This window comes from Billgrantia sp. C5P2, assembly GCF_051062895.2.
The window spans coordinates 324,271-340,575 of the sequence record NZ_CM128542.1; the positions used below are offsets into that span (position 1 = coordinate 324,271).

14 protein-coding genes are annotated in these 16,305 nt (G+C 63.4%); 7 read left to right on the forward strand and 7 right to left on the reverse strand.

Features of this window, described 5'->3' with window-relative positions:
- Window positions 1–53 precede the first annotated feature (53 nt).
- A complete protein-coding gene (locus ACRWQA_RS01495) occupies window positions 54–1,076 on the forward strand; it encodes an AraC family transcriptional regulator (RefSeq protein WP_263582153.1) in 1,023 nt (340 codons plus the stop codon).
- Here the strand turns inward: ACRWQA_RS01495 and ACRWQA_RS01500 are convergent.
- A complete protein-coding gene (locus ACRWQA_RS01500) occupies window positions 1,073–2,107 on the reverse strand; it encodes an AraC family transcriptional regulator (protein WP_434229572.1) in 1,035 nt (344 codons plus the stop codon). The genes ACRWQA_RS01495 and ACRWQA_RS01500 overlap by 4 nt on opposite strands.
- A 345-nt stretch (window positions 2,108–2,452) precedes the next feature.
- Here ACRWQA_RS01500 and dctP point away from each other — a divergent pair, with 345 nt between their 5' ends.
- From dctP to ACRWQA_RS01530, 6 genes are all read left to right on the forward strand, one after another.
- Window positions 2,453–3,553 (forward strand): TRAP transporter substrate-binding protein DctP, encoded by a 1,101-nt coding sequence (gene dctP, locus ACRWQA_RS01505; RefSeq protein WP_434229571.1) that lies wholly within the window; start codon window positions 2,453–2,455, stop codon window positions 3,551–3,553.
- Window positions 3,554–3,648: 95 nt separating this feature from the next.
- Window positions 3,649–4,152: a TRAP transporter small permease subunit gene (locus tag ACRWQA_RS01510; RefSeq protein WP_263582156.1), complete on the forward strand. Its 504-nt coding sequence runs from the start codon at window positions 3,649–3,651 to the stop codon at window positions 4,150–4,152.
- Window positions 4,149–5,477: a TRAP transporter large permease gene (locus tag ACRWQA_RS01515; protein WP_263582157.1), complete on the forward strand. Its 1,329-nt coding sequence runs from the start codon at window positions 4,149–4,151 to the stop codon at window positions 5,475–5,477. The genes ACRWQA_RS01510 and ACRWQA_RS01515 overlap by 4 nt, the downstream gene beginning before the upstream one ends.
- Window positions 5,478–5,514: 37 nt before the next feature.
- Complete coding sequence (locus tag ACRWQA_RS01520) at window positions 5,515–6,288, forward strand: SDR family oxidoreductase (protein WP_434229569.1); 774 nt, start codon at window positions 5,515–5,517, stop codon at window positions 6,286–6,288.
- 143 nt (window positions 6,289–6,431) lie between these two features.
- The gene (kce, locus tag ACRWQA_RS01525) at window positions 6,432–7,364 is read left to right on the forward strand and encodes a 3,5-dioxohexanoate:acetyl-CoA acetone transferase (protein ID WP_434229568.1); all 933 of its coding nucleotides are present in this window, start codon (window positions 6,432–6,434) and stop codon (window positions 7,362–7,364) included.
- Between the two features lie 24 nt (window positions 7,365–7,388).
- Window positions 7,389–8,150: an SDR family NAD(P)-dependent oxidoreductase gene (locus ACRWQA_RS01530; RefSeq protein ID WP_263582160.1), complete on the forward strand. Its 762-nt coding sequence runs from the start codon at window positions 7,389–7,391 to the stop codon at window positions 8,148–8,150.
- Window positions 8,151–8,190: 40 nt separating this feature from the next.
- On the opposite strand, the gene bktB is transcribed toward ACRWQA_RS01530, so the two are convergent.
- From bktB to ACRWQA_RS01560, 6 genes are all read right to left on the reverse strand, one after another.
- The gene (gene bktB / locus ACRWQA_RS01535) at window positions 8,191–9,378 is read right to left on the reverse strand and encodes a beta-ketothiolase BktB (RefSeq protein ID WP_434229566.1); all 1,188 of its coding nucleotides are present in this window, start codon (window positions 9,376–9,378) and stop codon (window positions 8,191–8,193) included.
- A 52-nt stretch (window positions 9,379–9,430) separates the two neighbouring features.
- Complete coding sequence (locus ACRWQA_RS01540; protein ID WP_434229565.1) at window positions 9,431–10,588, reverse strand: acyl-CoA dehydrogenase family protein; 1,158 nt, start codon at window positions 10,586–10,588, stop codon at window positions 9,431–9,433.
- A 3-nt stretch (window positions 10,589–10,591) separates the two neighbouring features.
- On the reverse strand, window positions 10,592–12,124 hold the full coding sequence (locus ACRWQA_RS01545; RefSeq protein ID WP_434229563.1) for a fatty acyl-CoA synthetase: 1,533 nt from the start codon (window positions 12,122–12,124) through the stop codon (window positions 10,592–10,594).
- Between the two features lie 13 nt (window positions 12,125–12,137).
- The gene (locus ACRWQA_RS01550; protein ID WP_434229562.1) at window positions 12,138–13,358 is read right to left on the reverse strand and encodes an ABC transporter substrate-binding protein; all 1,221 of its coding nucleotides are present in this window, start codon (window positions 13,356–13,358) and stop codon (window positions 12,138–12,140) included.
- Window positions 13,359–13,793: 435 nt separating this feature from the next.
- Window positions 13,794–14,909 (reverse strand): SMP-30/gluconolactonase/LRE family protein, encoded by a 1,116-nt coding sequence (locus ACRWQA_RS01555; protein WP_434229561.1) that lies wholly within the window; start codon window positions 14,907–14,909, stop codon window positions 13,794–13,796.
- A gap of 326 nt (window positions 14,910–15,235) precedes the next feature.
- Window positions 15,236–16,291 carry a metal ABC transporter solute-binding protein, Zn/Mn family gene (locus ACRWQA_RS01560; RefSeq protein ID WP_434229560.1) on the reverse strand — a complete coding sequence of 352 codons (1,056 nt, stop codon included), beginning with the start codon at window positions 16,289–16,291 and terminating at the stop codon, window positions 15,236–15,238.
- Between the last annotated feature and the right edge of the window lie 14 nt (window positions 16,292–16,305).

Consider the following 16,305-nt stretch of genomic DNA (forward strand, 5'->3'; position numbering starts at 1 on the left):
TTACCATGGCGGCCCACCGGGTGCCGCCAGGCAGGAATTTATGGGAGTGGGGCTTGACCGTCACGGTATCCATGCATTTCGTCAACGAGCTGTTCCGCGGCGTGCCCGAGAGCGAAGCGGCGCGCGAGGCGTATCTCGCGCGCGCCGGGATCTCGCCGTTTCTGCTCAGCGCCCCTCACGGCCGGGTGACCGTGGAGCAGTTCGCCACGCTCTACCGCCTGCTGGTCAACGAGCACGACGACGAGACGCCGGGCTTCTTCGCCAGGCCGCTGCGCGGGGGGACGCTGAAACTGCTTTGCCTGAGCGTGCTGGAGGCGCCGACACTCAAGGTGGCGCTGCACCGCTACACGCTGTTCTTCCGCATCGTGCTGGACGACTTCGGCTACGAGTACAGCGTCGATAACGGCTTGGCGCGGGTGGCGCTGGTGGAGCACCAGCCACCGATGGGCAGTCGTATTCTCATCCACGAGCTGATGCTCAAGCTGTTCCACGGCATCAGTTCGTGGATGATCGCGCGCAAGATTCCGCCGCTGATGATGGAGTGTGCCTACGAGCCGCCGGCGCATAGCGCCGATTATCTCTACTTCTATCCGGGCAAGGTGAGTTTCGAACGGCCGCAGACCGCCATCTACTTCGATGCCGCCCTGCTCGAGCAGCCGATCCGCCAGACCAAGCAGCACCTGGGCGCCTTCCTGCGCCGGGCGCCGGCCGACTGGTTCTACGTCTCCTTCGCCGATCGCCTGGTGTCGCACCGGGTGCGGGAACACCTCGCGCGGCACCTGGCCACGTCGGGCTCGGTGCACGACGTTGCACGGGCGCTGCACATGTCGGTACGCACCCTGGCGCGTCGGCTGGCCGACGAGGGCACCCACTTCCAGGCGGTGAAGGACGAATTCCGGCGCGACTTCGCCATCCAGGCGCTGACCCGTTCCGAACGGCCGCTGCCGGCCATTGCCGACGAGCTGGGCTTCACCGACCTGGCCTGCTTCAGCCGTGCCTTCAAGGGGTGGACGGGGAACTCGCCTGCCGCCTATCGGCGGGCAATTGCGGCCTTGCCTCAGCCTGCCTTGGCTTAGTTTTCCTTTCGAAACTGATGCGGTGACCTACCTGTCCAGCGCTTGAAGGCTCTTCGAAAATTCGCACTGTCGCTGAACCCCAATCTCGCGGCTATGTCCTCAGTACTCATTTTCGTGGCCAGCAAGTACTCGGCTGCCAAAGTGCACCGGGCATCATCCAGTATTTCCCTGTAGCTCGTCATTTCTGCATCCAGCTTTCTTCTCAGGGTGCGGGTAGTGATGCATAGCAGGTTGGCGACGGCTTCCATGCTGGGAAAGCTGTTCGGTGACATCATCAAGATTTGATAGACCTCTCCGGTAATCCCCGATGACATCTTGGCCTGTCCAAGAAGCTGGTTACACGTCTCCTGAAGCAGCTTGATGGAGAGCTGATTTCCTAATAAAGGGGATTGATCGAGAATTTCTTTAGGGTAGTGGATTTCACTCGTCTCTTGTTCGAAGTGACAATCACACCCCAGGTGTTTTTCATGTATCTCTACAATGTCGGTTCCTGGATAGGAAAGCAGAGCCCTCATCGGCGTCAAGCTGGGCCCCACCGCGTCACGAATATGTATGATATTTTGCGCTACTTGTTGTTGTATCAAGAAATTGCGTGTCTTGATATTGGTGATGTAAGAATAGGCTTCCCTGAATTCAAAAATGGCAGCCTCGTCAGACTCTCGCCAGGTCATATGCATTGTCGGCGTGGCCAAGGGATGATATTTCACGCCAAAATTGAAGTAGTCTCTTATGGTTGGACTCGTGAGCAGGGCGTAACCGTACATACCGTAAGCGGTCAGATGCAATCTGGCAGCAGTTTCAAATGGAGTCGAAAGATTCGCACCCGCCTCGATGACGTTCGTGCAGGCATCGATGTACTGCTTTATCGAGACCAGGGTGGCGGGGTCCGTGAGGGCTTCCTGGCTCAAGCCCAAACCCCTCAGTACCTCCCCGACAGAAATGCCCTGCTCTGCCACTGCATCCACCAGGGCGGCTATTTTGTATGGGGCATAGATCTTTTGATTCAACAGGTTGGATTGAAAGCTGGGCATGCGGAGCCTCGGCAAGAATGTCCGAAAAAGACCTCATGAAGACCGTTTTCGACCTTCCCTGATCCTAGGATACCTTTGTAAAGTGGCGCTGGACAATACGGCCCGCAGCACGAAAAGGGCTTTCCATGGCCTTACGGAAGCTCATTGCTGGTGGCTTGATGCCTCATAACCTCCTTATGAGGAGTTTTCAAGCAATGAGCTTTAGCAGGGCTTATGTGTCCGGGACGGTTAATAACTCACGACATGAATTCCGCATCAACCCACCGAGCCCCGGTAAATACAAGAAAAATAATCGTTGAAATTCCAAAAGCCGGTTCAAGCTGACTTAATCGAAAGGAAAACAACATGAGACCTCAGCACGCCATTATCCTCACTGGGTTCGCCCTTCTGACTTGCTTTGGCGCAAGTGCCCAAGCCCAGCAAAGCTGGACCATGACCTCCACATGGCCGGACAGCATCGATGCGGTCAAGATCGATCAGCACTGGGTGGAACTAGTCAACAAGCTGGCCGGTGACGAGCTTCAGATCGAGTTCCGCGCCGGCGGCACATTGATGCCCGGCACCGAAGTGTTCGATGCCACCGAGACAGGCAGTATCGAGGCCGCCGGCGACTGGCCCGGTTATTGGGCGGGTCTCAACCCGGCGTTCTCGCCGCTGGCCTCTACCCCCAGCCTGTTCAATGCTTTGGACTACCTCAACTGGATCCAGCAGTGGGGCGGCCGCGAGCTTTACCAGGAGATCTACGGCCAGTTTGGCTTGGTTTACCTACCTTATGGCGTGTTGAATAACGAGTCTGGCTTCATGGGCCGTACTCCCATCGAGAGCCTGGCCGACCTGGACGGCAAACGCTTGCGTATCGCTGGCCGTGACCAAGGGCGTGTGATGGAGCAGTTGGGTGGTTCCCAAGTGACACTTGCCGGTGGTGAGGTTTACCAAGCGATCGAGCGTGGCGTAGTTGACGCTGCTGAGTTCTCCGCACCGGGGATCGACTATAGCGTAGGCTTGGCTGAAGTGGCGGATTATTGGGCCACGCCGGGATGGCATCAATCCGCAACCGTGTTCGGCGTGATGATCAACAAGGACGCCTGGGACGCCCTCTCCGAGGAGACCCAGGAGAAGCTGGAGATCGCCGCCGATGCCACCCTGGCTTGGTCGCTGGCCTGGTCCGAGCGCCAGTCGACCGAGGGTACCATCAAGTTTCAGGAAGCCGGGGTGGAGATTTCCACCTATGGCGCCGAGGACATGGCGCGCATCCAGGAGATTACCAATGAGGTGATCGTGCGCGGTGCCTGTGAGCACCCGGACCATGCCAAGGTCTACCACTCCATGATCAGCTACCTGCAGCACTACGCCAACTGGCGCGATATCTCCGTGCCCTACAACATGAGCCGCACCATGGACAACCTCCCATCCCTGGATGAGCTCGAGTCCTGCATGAACCAATAAGGGCCGCGGGCGGGGCCTGCTGGCCCCGCCCTCCGAGAGAAACGGTGCCTCTTGCGCCGAGCCTCGTGAAGACCTCCAGATTCGAGATCCTCATCATGAAAGTCATTGCCAGGGTCATAGACGCCCTCAACGAAGGGTTCGGACGCCTGATCGCCCCACTACTAGCGGCAATCACACTGATCGTGATCTATGACGTCGCTCTGCGCCTGCTCACCGGGCGACCCAGCGACTGGGCCTTCGACATCACCAAGATGCTGTTCGGCGCTCACTTCATGCTGATGGCCGCCTACGGCCTGCGCCACCATGCGCATGTCGAGGTCGACGTGCTCAAGCGCCTGTTCTCGCGCAGGAAGCAGGCCGCACTCGAGATACTCGGCTATCTGATCTTCTTCGTGCCATTCATCTGGTTGTTGCTTACCTACGGGTGGGACTTCTTCGCGCGTTCATTCGACCGCAGCGAGACCACCTACGGCATGGTATCGATCCCCGTTTATCCGGTGAAAGGCGTTATCGTCCTCACCGCCGTGCTGCTCATGCTTCAAGCCGTTGCCATCGTGATTCGTGCCGTACAGGAACTGAGCGCAAAGGAGGCTGCATGAGCCCCGAAATGCTCACTCTGTTCATGTTCGGCGGCTTGCTCGTCGGCCTGTTCATGGGGCACCCGCTGGCTTTCGTGCTGGGCGGTGTCGCCGTGATGGGCGCCCTGTTCGGCCCTGGTATCAAGGTGCTTGGTACCTTGATCAACAACATCTATGGCAATTCCATGGACAACTACGTCCTGGTGGCCATTCCGCTGTTCGTGCTGATGGCGCGCTTCCTCAACGACTCGGGGGTCACCGAGAAGATGTTCGAGTCGATGCGCCTGCTGCTGGCCAACCTGCGCGGCGGCCTGGCGCTGACCGTGGTCATCGTCTCGGTGCTGCTTGCCGCGACCACCGGCATCGTCGGCGCTTCGATCGCGGTGATGGGCATGATCGCCTTGGTGCCCATGCTCAAGTACTCCTACAACAAGGAGCTCAGCACCGGTGTGATCATGGCCAGCGGCTGCCTGGGCATCCTGATCCCGCCGAGCATCATGCTGATCCTGATGGCGAGCTATTCGCCGGTGTCGGTGGGGGCGCTGTTCGCCGGGGCGCTGGTGCCCGGCGTGATGCTCGGCATGATGTATGCGCTCTACGTGCTGGTGATCTGCTACTTCAAGCCGAGCTACGGCCCGCCAGTGCCGGCTGAAGAACGCGCCAATGTGTCTACTGGCGAGCTGTTGGGCATGTTGTTCAAATACGTGTTACCGCCGATGGCGCTGATTCTCGGCGTACTGGGTTCGCTGTTCCTCGGCATCGCCACGGCCACCGAGGCCTCGGCAATTGGCGTAGGTATTGCTTTCCTGCTGTTCCTGATCTTCGGTGATCGCAAGCTATCTACCTGCTACCGCACCCTGATCGACGCCAGCAAGACCACCACCATGGTGATGCTGGTGCTGGTCGGCGCCACCGCTTTCACCGGAGTGTTCTCCCGCGGCGGCGGCATGCAGGTCATTCATGAGATGGTCATGGCCATGCCCGGCGGCACTACCGGTGCGCTGATCCTGATGCTGCTCCTGGTCTTCGTCCTGGGCATGTTCCTCGACTGGACCGGCATCGTGCTGCTGAGCTTCCCGATCATGCTGCCGATCGTCGCCGACATGGGCGTGGACGTGCTGTGGTTCGTGGTGATGGTGGCCGTGGTACTGCAAACCTCATTCCTCACACCGCCGTTTGGCTATGCACTGTTCTACCTGAAGGGCGTGGCGCCCAAGGGGGTCGAGACCGTCGACCTCTACAAGGCGGTGATCCCCTTCTGCGCGCTGATCGTGTTGGCCTGCTTGCTGATGGCGTTCTTCCCGGTGCTTGTCACCGGTCTGCCTTCTGTACTGGTCGGCAGGTGAATCAGAACGGTTCTGAGTTTCCAAGGAGTAAACGACGATGAGAGTCATCGATAGTCTGATTCCACGCCCGGGCCTCCGGGTGCTGATTACCGCCGGCGCCAACGGCATCGGCTTGGTCATGGCCCAGGCTTTCCTTGAAGCGGGCGCTCGGGTACACGTCTGCGATATCGATACCCAGGCATTGGCGGCATTGCCCGAGGGTATCAGCCACACCCTGGCCGATGTCAGCCAGGAAGCCGACGTCGACAGGCTGTTCCGTGATGCCGCTGCCCTGGGCGGACTTGACGTGGTAATCAACAACGCCGGCGTTGCCGGGCCCACCGCCGGCATCGAGGAGATCGATGAGGATGCCTGGACACGCACCATCGATATCAACTTGAACGGCCAGTACCGGGTCGCGCATCGGGCCGTTCCGCTGCTGCGCGATAGCCAGGGCGTACTGATCAACCTCTCCTCGGTGGCCGGCCGCCTGGGCCTCGCCTATCGCACGCCCTACACGGCCAGCAAGTGGGCCATCGTCGGCCTGACCAAGAGCCTGGCCTCCGAGCTCGGCACCGAGGGGGTACGGGTCAACGCCATTCTGCCCGGTATCGTGCGTGGGCCTCGCATCGAGCGGGTCATTGCGGACCGGGCCGCCAAGTGCGGGCTCAGCTACGCCGAGATGGAGAAGGAGTATCTCTCCGGGGTTTCCATGAAACGCATGGTCGAGCCCACGGACATCGCCGCCATGGCTCTGTTCCTGTCCGCTCCCGCCGGCGCCAATATCTCGGGCCAAGCGCTGAGCGTCTGCGCCAACGTCGAATCGCTGTAAACGACACCTTCAGGTAGCGCCGCCTGAACGCTGGCACCGAGTTTCCGGTGCCAGACGGCTCGCCTGTGCCCTGTTGCAACGCTCCCGATGGCCCATCGCTACTGACCGATCGCATCTGGACCTGACATACCTGGAGAGACCCCATGGCATCGCAACGCAAGGTCATCATCACCTGCGCCCTGACCGGCGCGATCCACACCCCTTCCATGTCACCGCACCTGCCGGTCACCCCGGAGGAGATCGCCGAGGCGGGAATCGCCGCCGCCGAGGCCGGTGCCGCCATTCTCCATCTGCATGCACGTGACCCGCACAGCGGCAAGCCCACCCAGGACCCGGCGGTCTTTGAGCGCATCCTGCCGCGCCTCAAGCGTGCCACCGACGCCGTCGTCAACCTTACGACGGGCGGTAGCCCCCACATGAGCGTAGAGGAGCGCATGCGGCCGGCCATCGAGTTCAAGCCCGAACTCGCCTCGCTGAACATGGGCTCGATCAACTTCGGCCTGTTCCCCATGCTAAAGCGCTACGACCGCTTCCAGCACGAATGGGAGGTGGAGCACCTCGAGAAGAGTCGCGACCTGGTGTTCAGGAATACCTTCGCCGACATCGAGAAGACCCTGACGTCGGGCGCCCAGAGCGGCACGCGCTTCGAGTGCGAGTGCTACGACATCGGCCACCTCTACAACCTGCGCAATCTCATGGATCGCGGCTTCATCGACGGTCGCGTTTTCGTGCAGAGCGTCTTCGGCATCCTCGGCGGTATCGGCCCCCATCCCGAAGACGTGCTGCACATGCGACGTACCGCCAATCGGCTGTTCGGCGACGACTATGAGTGGTCGGTTCTAGGGGCGGGCAGCCACCAGATGCGGATTGCCGCCCAGTCCGCCGCCATGGGCGGCCATGTGCGGGTCGGCCTCGAGGACTCGCTGTGGCTCGCACCGGGCAAGCTGGCCGAGAGCAATGCCAGTCAGGTGACCAAGGTGCGCAAGATTCTGGAAGGGCTCTCCTTGGAGATCGCGAGCCCCGACGAGGCTCGCGAAATGCTGCAGCTGAAAGGCGCCGACAAGGTCGGCTTCTGACGAGATGAGAGGACGACGAATCACATGAAGATCAACGACAAAGTCATTGCCATCACGGGGGGAGCTCGCGGCCTCGGCTATGCCATGGCGCAGCGCCTCGGCAGCCAGGGCGCAAGAGTGGCCCTGCTGGACAGAAGTGCGGAAACCCTGGACGAGGCGGTTTCCGCGCTGACGGCCCAGGGCATCAAGGCCCACGCATTTCCGCTGGACGTTGCCGACGAGTCATCGGTGGTCGAGGCGTTCGCCGATATCGCCCAGCGACTGGGGGCGGTGGCAGGCTGCGTCAACAATGCCGGCATCACCGACGACGCGCTGTTGCTCAAGACGGAAGAGGGTGCAGTCACAAAACGCATGTCGATCGAGTCGTGGAAGCGAGTGATCGACGTCAACCTGACCGGCGTCTTTCTGTGCGGCCGCGAAGCGGCGACGCAAATGGTCGAGACGGGGCAAGGGGGAGTGATCGTCAACATTTCGAGCATCTCCCGGGCGGGCAACATGGGTCAGAGCAATTATGCGGCCGCCAAGGCGGGGGTGCATGCGCTCACGGTGACCTGGGGCAAGGAGCTCGCCAGGTACGGCATTCGCACGGGCACGGTGGCGCCTGGATTCATCGAGACTCCCATGACGGCCGCCATGCGTCCCGACATGTATGAAAAGGTGGCTGCCAGCGTGCCGCTGAAGCGACTGGGCGAGGCCGACAACATCGCCCAGAGCGTGGCGTTCATCTTCGACAACGACTACTTCACCGCAAGAATCATCGAGTGTGACGGCGGCTTGAGACTCTGACACCTCGACTCACCACAATGCTTCCGGCGGCGTGCGGCTATCAGCAGCGTTCGATCAGCAAGGCGATCCCCTGGCCGCCGCCAATGCACAGGGTGATCAGCCCATAGCGGCCGCCGGTACGCTCCAGCTCGGCCAGTGCCTTGATGGTGAGGATGGCGCCGGTGGCGCCAACCGGATGCCCCAGCCCCACGGCGCCGCCGTTGGGGTTGAGCCGCTCGGCGGGAAAGTCCAGTTCCTGGGCCACCGCCATGGCCTGGGCAGCGAAGGCTTCGTTGGACTCGATCACGTCTATGTCGGCGATGGAAAGCCCGGCCTCGTCGAGGCAGCGGCGCACGGCGGGAACCGGACCCAGGCCCATCAGGCTGGGTTCGACCCCGGCAGTGCTGGCGCAGATCAGCCGGGCTCGCGGTGTCTGTCCGCGGCGACTGGCCTCGTCGGCGTGGGCCAGCACCAGGGTGGCGGCGCCGTCGTTGATGCCCGAGGCGTTGCCGGCGGTGACCACCCCCTCCTTGGCGAAGGCGGGCTTGAGCCGGGCGAGGTCCTCCAGCGTGACGCCCTCACGCACGTGCTCGTCACGGTCGAACTGCCGCTCGCTCTTACCTTCGCGCACCGTGACCGGCACGATCTGTCCGTCGAAGCGGCCCTCGGCGATGGCACGGGCGGCCTTGCGGTGGCTCTCCAGGGCGAAGCGGTCGATCTCCTCGCGGCCGAGCCCGCAGCGCTTGGCGATGTTCTCGGCGGTCACGCCCATGTGGCCGCTGCCGAAGGGGTCGCTGAGTACGCCGAGCGTCAGGTCGGTGACGTTGGCGTGGCCCATGCGCAGGCCGTTGCGGGCCTGGGGCGGCAGCAGGTAGGCGCCGCGGCTCATCGACTCGGCGCCGCCGGCCAGCGCCAGACGGCTGTCGCCGAGCACGATCTGCTGGGCGGCGGAGAGTATCGCCTGCACGCCGGAGCCGCACAGGCGGTTGACGTTGAACGCCGCCGCGCCGTCGGGCACGCCGGCCTCCAGGGCAATGTGGCGGGCCAGGTAGGCGTCCTGCGGTCCGGTGGTGATGATATGGCCGTAGACGGCGTGGTCGATCTCGCCGGCCTCGACGCCGGCGCGGGCCAGCGCCTCGCGGGCGGTGACGGTGCCCAGCTCATGGGGGGCGAGCCCGGCCAGGCTGCCGCCGAAGCTGCCGATGGCGGTGCGGGCACTGCCGAGTATGACGACGGAATCGAGCCGCATGGTGTTCTCCTGTCTTCTTGAATTGCCCTTCTGAATTGCCTTGAGCAAGCGATCAGGCGGCGTCGCTCTTGCCGAGCAGCGAGCGGGCGATCACTTCCTTCATGATTTCCGAGGTGCCGGCGTAGAGGGTCTGCACGCGGGCATCCAGGTAGAAGCGCGAGATCGGGTATTCCCGGGTATAACCATAGCCGCCGAACAGCTGCAGGCAGGCATCGATGGTGCGGCACTGCATCTCGCTGAGCTGCAGCTTGAGGATGGCGGCGTCGGTGGCGCTCATCTCGCCGCGGCGATGCTTCTCCACGCACTGCTCGAAGTAGGCGCGGCCCATGTCGATCTGGGCGCGCACCTCGGCCAGGGTGAAGCGGGTGTTCTGGAAGTCGCCCACGGCGCGGCCGAAGGCGCGGCGCTCGCGCACGTAGTCGAGGGTCAGCGCCAGTGCGCCTTCCATGGCCCCCAGCGCCTGGGCCGCCACGCCGAGGCGCTCACGGGGAAGCTCCTGCATCAGGTAGGTGAAGCCGGCGCCGGCCTCGCCGAGCAGGGCGTCTTCCGGCAGGCGCAGGTCATCGAAGAACAGCTCGGCGGTGTCGCTGGCGTGCTGGCCGATCTTCTTGATCGGCTGGCCGCGGGAGAAGCCCGTAAGGGTGGTGTCGACCAGGAACAGCGACACACCGCGGGCACCGGCAGCGGGGTCGGTCTTGGCACAGACGATCACCAGGTCGGCCACCTGACCGTTGGTGATGAAGAGCTTGCTGCCGTCGAGCCGCCAGCCGTCTTCGGTACGGCTGGCGCGGGTCTTCATTGCCGCCAGGTCGCTGCCCGCACCGGGTTCGGTCATGGCGATGGCGCCGATCGCCTCGCCGCTGGCCATGGCCGGCAGCCAGCGTTCGCGCTGGGCCGGCGTGGCGATGTGCAGCAGGTAGGGCATGACGATGTTGGCGTGAATGTTGTAGGCACTGGCCAACCCGCCGAAGCCCTGCCGCGAGGTCTCCTCCAGCGCCAACTGGACGATGGCGAAGTCGGCACCGCTGCCACCCAGCTCCTCGGGCAAATCGATACCCAGCAGGCCGGCCTCGCCGAGCTTCTGCCACAGCGAGCGCGGCATCTCGCCGGCGGCCTCCCACGCCTCGTAGTGGGGCGCCACTTCCTGCTCGAGGAAGCGGCGGATGGTGTCGTGGAACAGCGGCGTCAGGTCGTCTTGCGGTGCCGTCATGGGTCAGCTCAGCTCCTTGCGCAGGTGGCGCTTGAGAATCTTGCCGGCGGTGCTCTTGGGCAAGGCCTCCGCGAACAGGATCCGCTTGGGCGCCTTGTAGGGCGCCATGTGGGCCTTGGCGTGGACGATCAGCTCCTCTTCGCTCACCTCCATGCCCTCCTTGCGCACCACTACGGCAGTGATCGCCTCGATCCACTTCGCGTCGGGCAGGCCCACCACGGCGACCTCGGAGACGGCCGGGTGCTTGAACAGGCCCTCTTCCACCTCACGGCTGGCCACTACCACGCCGCCGGTGTTGATCACGTCCTTGATGCGGTCGACGATGTACAGGTAGCCCGCTTCGTCGAAGTAGCCCACGTCGCCGGAGTGGAACCAGCCGCCAGCGAAGGCCTCCTCGTTCATCTCGGGCTTGTTCCAGTAGCCGGTAAGCAGCTGCGGCGAGCGGTGGACGATCTCGCCGTGCTCGCCGGGCGGCACATCGTTCATCTCCAGATCGACGATGCGTGTTTCCACCGTAAGGATGGGACGGCCCGCCGACGCCGGGCGCTCGGCGTGCTCCTCAGGGCGCAGCACGGTGGCCAGCGGAGCGATCTCGCTCTGGCCGTAGCAGTTGTAGAGCCCTACGCCGGGCAGGCGCTGCTGCAGTTCCTCCAGTACCGGCACCGGCATGATCGAAGCGCCGTAATAGGCCTTCTTCAGCGTGGAGAGGTCGAAGGTGTCGAAATCGGGATGGCGCAGCAGGCTGATCCATACCGTGGGCGGGGCGAAGAACGAGGCGATGCCCTCGCTTGCGATCTGCGCCAGGCAGTCGTCGGGCAGCGGCGCCATGCGCAGGTGCACCGGTGCGCCGAGCAGCAGCGCCGGCATCAGGAAGACGTGCATCTGCGCCGAGTGGTAGAGCGGCAGGGCGGCCAGCATCGGCTCGTCGGCCTTGATGTCGAGCTCCACCATGCAGGCCATGTACTCGGCGAGCAGCGCCTGGTGGGTCATCATCGCCGCCTTGGGGGCTGCCGTGGTGCCCGAGGTATAGAGCAGTTGGGCCAGGCTGGAGGCATCGATTTCGATGTCCGGTTCGCTGTCATCGCTATCTTCATCGAGAGCCACCTGCAGCACGTCGAAGCTTTCCGACGCTTCCGCATGCAGGGTACCGGAGAGCGTGAGGGGGAGACCTTCGCTGGCCTTGGCCACGTTCTCGGCCAGGCTCGTATCGCTCAACAGCCCGGCGGCGCCGGACTGCTCGAGAATGTAGCGCAGCTCGTCGGCGCTCAGGGCGAAATTGACCGGCACGTGCACCAGGCCGGCGCGGGTGGCGGCGAGCCAGGCGATCGCGTAAGCGTCGGAGTTCTTGCCGTAGGCGGCCAGGCGGTCGCCCGGGGCCAGGCCCGCCTTAAGCAGGCGGTTGGCGACCCGGTTGACCGCCCGATTCAGCTCGGCGTAACTCCAGCGCCGGCCCTCGAAGGCCAGCGCCAACTTGTTGCCATGCTTGCGTGCGCTGCGGCTGAGTGCCGTGCCGATGGTGTTCTGCTGGATCCTCATCTCGTCCTCCTGTTCAGGCGCCGTTGACCAAGTGACACTGGCTTTCGGAAAGTGGGCGGAAGGCTTCCTCGGCGGGGATGGTGCGCACCACGCGGAACAGGTCGTCCTCGTTCTGCGACTCTTCCGGGGTCTTCACCTCGACCAGGTACATGTCGTGGACCATGCGGCCGTCCTCGCGGATGTAGCCGCCGGTGGCGAAGATGTCGTTGATCGGGGTTGCCGCCATCTGCCGGCGCACGGCCTGGGCCTCATCGGTGCCGATGGCATCCACCGCCTGGAGATAGTGCAGGGTGCTGGAGTAGAGCCCGGCGTGGACCATGGTCGGCATGCTGCCGGTGCGTTCGCGGAAGCGCTCGGCCCAGGCGCGGGTCTCGTCGTTGAGGTCGTAGTACCACGCCTTGGTGAATTGCAGCCCCTGGGCAGCGTCGAGGCCGATGCTGCGCACATCGGTGCTGAACAGCACCATGCCGGCCAGCACCTGGCCTGCCTGGGTGATGCCGAATTCGCCGGCGGTGGTGATGGCATTGATGGTGTCGGCGCCGGCGTTGTTGAGTGCGATCACGTCGGCCCCGGAGGCCTGGGCCTGCAGCAGGAACGAGGAGAAGTCGCTGCTGGGGAAGGGGTGGCGCGCCTTGCCCACGATAGTGCCGCCGTTCTCCAGTACTACGCGCTCCACGTCGCCCTCCAGCGCGTGGCCGAAGGCGTAATCGGCACTCAGCAGGTACCAGTTAGCGTGGCCTTCCTGGGTGATCGCCTTGGCGGTGCCGTTGGACATCGCCCAGGTGTCGTAGACCCAGTGGATATGGTTGGGCGAGCAACTCTCGTTGGTCACGCCGGAAGAGACCGCGCCGTTGACCAGCCCCAGGCGATTCTCCTCTTCCAGCAGCCGTACGGCGGCCAGGGTGACCGAAGACGCCACCAAGCCGGTGACCATGTCGACGTTGCGCTGGTCGATCCACTCGCGCACCACGCTCGAGCCCACGTCGGGGCTGTTACGGTCGTCGGCGCTGAACACCTCGATGCTGGCGCCGGCCACGCTGCCGCCGACATCCTCGATGGCCATCTGGATGGCATCCAACCCCATGGGACCGATGGGGTCGCGGTAGGGGCCCGACATGTCGGCCAGGTAACCGATGCGGATCTCGCTGTCGGTGATTTCGGCCTGTACCGTCTGGCCGGCGAACAGAAGGGAAGCGGCGAGCGCACCCAGGGCGAAGCGGCGTGTCGTTGTCATTGTGTGGCCTTTGGATTGTTTTCTTGTATTTGGCGTTAAATGCGCGTCTGTGGATAAACCTGTGTGTAATTTGGTGAACTTTTGTGCAAAGGGTGTGGGCTGCCTGTGAGAGGCCTGCTGGCCCTTGGCACGCCCGTTCATGGTAGGAAGAAAGCGATGGGTCAGGTTTACCCATCGCGCCACATTTTTTGCATTTCGTGCCAATCTTTCCTTGCCGCGAAGCGGTTAAGGCATGAGTCGTGGGGTAAAAGGAGGTCGAAGAGGCGTGCTCAGGGTCGAATGACGAAGGAGCCTGATCGTAGCGGTGACGGATCGTGCCAGCTGAGCACCAGGGAGAGGGCAAAAGTAGCGCGCGCAGAACGAGTGGGAAGAGAGCCGAAAAAAGCGGAGGGCTATTCCCTCCGCTCATGTAAGGCATCCGGTGGCGGGAAGGGGTTAGGTGTTGCCGGCCCAGACCGCCACCCCCTGGGTCTCGACGTAGACAGCGTAGAGCGACTGGCTGGCGGTCATGAACAGGCGGTTGCGCCTGGGGCCGCCGAAGCAGACGTTGGCGCAGGGCTCCGGCAGGTGGATCTTGCCGATCAGGGTGCCGTCGTCGGCATAGACGTGAACGCCGTCGTGGTCCTCGGCATCGAACAGGCCGCCGAAGACCGCGCCGCACCAGAGGTTGCCGTCCATGTCCGCAGCCATGCCGTCGATGAAGCCCGGCCCGACCTCGGCGAACTGGCGCTCGTTGGCCAGGCGGGTGCCGTCGTCCACGACGTCCCAGACCAGGATCTGGTGGGGATGGCCGGGGGTGTGGGTGCCACCCGTATCGGATACATAGAGGCGGGAGTAGTCGGGCGAAAAGGCGATGCCGTTGGGCTTCATGACTTCGGCCATCTTCTCCACCTGGCCGCTGTCGGGGTCGATTCGATAGACGGCTTCGGGCAGTTCGAAGTCGGCGATATGCCCTTCGTAATGCATCAGGATGCCGTAGCCCGGGTCGGTGAACCAGATGCCACCATCGGGGTGCACGATGACATCGTTGGGGGCATTGAACGGCTTGCCCTCGAACTCGTCGGCCAGCACGGTGATCGCACCGTCATGCTCGGTGCGGGTCACGCGACGCGTGTCGTGCTCGCAGGAAAGCAGCCGCCCCTCGCGATCCCGCGTGTTGCCGTTGGAGTTGTTGGACGTCTGGCGGAAGACGCTCACCTCGCCGGTGTCCTCGAGCCAGCGCATCTGGCGGTTGTTGGGGATGTCGCTCCAGACGAGAAAGCCGCCGTCACCGAAATAGACCGGCCCCTCCGCCCAGCGGAAGCCGGTGGCCAGGCGCTCGACCGCCGCATTGGCCAGGCGGTAGGCGCCGAAACGCTCGTCGATGACCTCGATGGCCGGGTCGGGATAAGACACCAGAGAGCCGTCCCAGGGGCGCTCCTGGGCGAGTAACTGCCCAGGCTTGAGCACTGCCGCTGTGCTTGCGGCTGCAGCCGCCCCGAGGAAGGTGCGCCGCGACAGGTGAGCGGAAGGCTTCAGTTCCTCGGACGCATATTGAGTATCGTCGTGCATGCTTCATCCTCTTCTGGTTGTTGTGAAAGGATTCAGGCCCCTGGGCGGCGGGTTTGTTGTTATCGGAATAGCGTAGGCATTGCGGTTCCGCCGCAAAGGTAGACAGCCATGGCATAACCAACCAATACGCATTGGCCGGTTGAACGATATACAAGTCGTTATGGATAGGTGATGCGGAGGGGAGCCATGCGACAGCAGGGTGGCGACGGAAGTCGGCAGGCGCGACTAAAGTCGTGCCTGCTGCTGCGCTTTCTAGGCCGTGACGAGCAGCGCCTCGGTTACCTGGAAGGTAACCGAGGCGCTGCATGGCTCATGTCATTCTCTTCCTAGTGATCGTGATCGTGGTCGTCGTGGCCGTGATCGTCGTGGTCATGGTCGCTATGGCCGTGATCATCGTGGCCCGGCTCGGCCAGGGCGTCATGCAGCACCTGGGCGTTGTGGCGCATCATGCCCAGGTAGGTGCTGGCTTCGCCTTCGGCCGCCAGGGCATCGGCATAGAGCGTGCCGGCGATGGGTAGGCCGGTCTCCTCGGCGAGCTGGTTGATCACCGCCGGGCTGGTCATGTTCTCGTGGAACAGGGCGCGTACGTTCTGCTCGCGAATCACGTCGATCAGCTGTGCCATGTCGGCGGCGCTGGGCTCGGCCTCGGTGGAGAGCCCTACCGGCGAGAGGAAGCGAATGCCATAGGCGTTGGCGAAATAGCCGAAGGAGTCGTGGCCGGTGATCACGCTGGTGGAAGCCGGCACTTCACCCAGGAGCTCGCGAATCTCGGCGTCGGTGGCTTCCAGCTCGTTGATGTAGCGCTCGGCGTTCTCGCGGTAGGCGGCCTCGTTGTCCGGGTCCGCCTCGATCAGGCCATCGCGGATATTGCCCACATAGACCTTGCCCGTGGCCAGGTCCTGCCAACCGTGCGGGTCGTCGTCGCCATGGTCATGGTCGTCATGGTCATCGTGACCGTGATCATCGTGCCCATGATCGTCGTGGTCATCCTCATGGTCGTCGTGACCATGGGCATGCGCATTATCCTGACCGTGGTAGTCGAGCTTGTCGATGCCATCGCTGGCCGTCACCAGCGGGCCGCTGTAGTCGCTGGAATCGATCAGCCGCTCCATCCAGCCTTCGAAGAGCAGGCCGTTGAACACCACCAGGTCGGCATCGGCCAGCGAGCGAGCATCACGCGGGCTGGGGGAGAAGACGTGAGTATCGCTGTCGGGGCCGACCAGCGAGGTGACCTCCACATGCTCGCCGCCCACGTTCTGCACCATGTCGGCCAGGATGCTGAAGCTGGTCACGACCTGAACGCGTTCGGCAGCAATGGCGGCAGGCAGCGCCAGCATGGCCGAAGCGCCCAGCATCAGGGCAGCGGATGTAGCGTGTCGCATGGAAAGCCTCCTCA

Bases quoted from the DNA above. Each gene is read 5' to 3' on its own strand.
- ACRWQA_RS01500 (WP_434229572.1), bottom strand. From the start codon at position 2,107: ATGCCCAGCTTTCAATCCAACCTGTTGAATCAAAAGATCTATGCCCCA.
- dctP (WP_434229571.1), top strand. From the start codon at position 2,453: ATGAGACCTCAGCACGCCATTATCCTCACTGGGTTCGCCCTTCTGACT.
- ACRWQA_RS01510 (WP_263582156.1), top strand. From the start codon at position 3,649: ATGAAAGTCATTGCCAGGGTCATAGACGCCCTCAACGAAGGGTTCGGA.
- ACRWQA_RS01515 (WP_263582157.1), top strand. From the start codon at position 4,149: ATGAGCCCCGAAATGCTCACTCTGTTCATGTTCGGCGGCTTGCTCGTC.
- ACRWQA_RS01520 (WP_434229569.1), top strand. From the start codon at position 5,515: ATGAGAGTCATCGATAGTCTGATTCCACGCCCGGGCCTCCGGGTGCTG.
- kce (WP_434229568.1), top strand. From the start codon at position 6,432: ATGGCATCGCAACGCAAGGTCATCATCACCTGCGCCCTGACCGGCGCG.
- ACRWQA_RS01530 (WP_263582160.1), top strand. From the start codon at position 7,389: ATGAAGATCAACGACAAAGTCATTGCCATCACGGGGGGAGCTCGCGGC.
- bktB (WP_434229566.1), bottom strand. From the start codon at position 9,378: ATGCGGCTCGATTCCGTCGTCATACTCGGCAGTGCCCGCACCGCCATC.
- ACRWQA_RS01540 (WP_434229565.1), bottom strand. From the start codon at position 10,588: ATGACGGCACCGCAAGACGACCTGACGCCGCTGTTCCACGACACCATC.
- ACRWQA_RS01545 (WP_434229563.1), bottom strand. From the start codon at position 12,124: ATGAGGATCCAGCAGAACACCATCGGCACGGCACTCAGCCGCAGCGCA.
- ACRWQA_RS01550 (WP_434229562.1), bottom strand. From the start codon at position 13,358: ATGACAACGACACGCCGCTTCGCCCTGGGTGCGCTCGCCGCTTCCCTT.
- ACRWQA_RS01555 (WP_434229561.1), bottom strand. From the start codon at position 14,909: ATGCACGACGATACTCAATATGCGTCCGAGGAACTGAAGCCTTCCGCT.
- ACRWQA_RS01560 (WP_434229560.1), bottom strand. From the start codon at position 16,291: ATGCGACACGCTACATCCGCTGCCCTGATGCTGGGCGCTTCGGCCATG.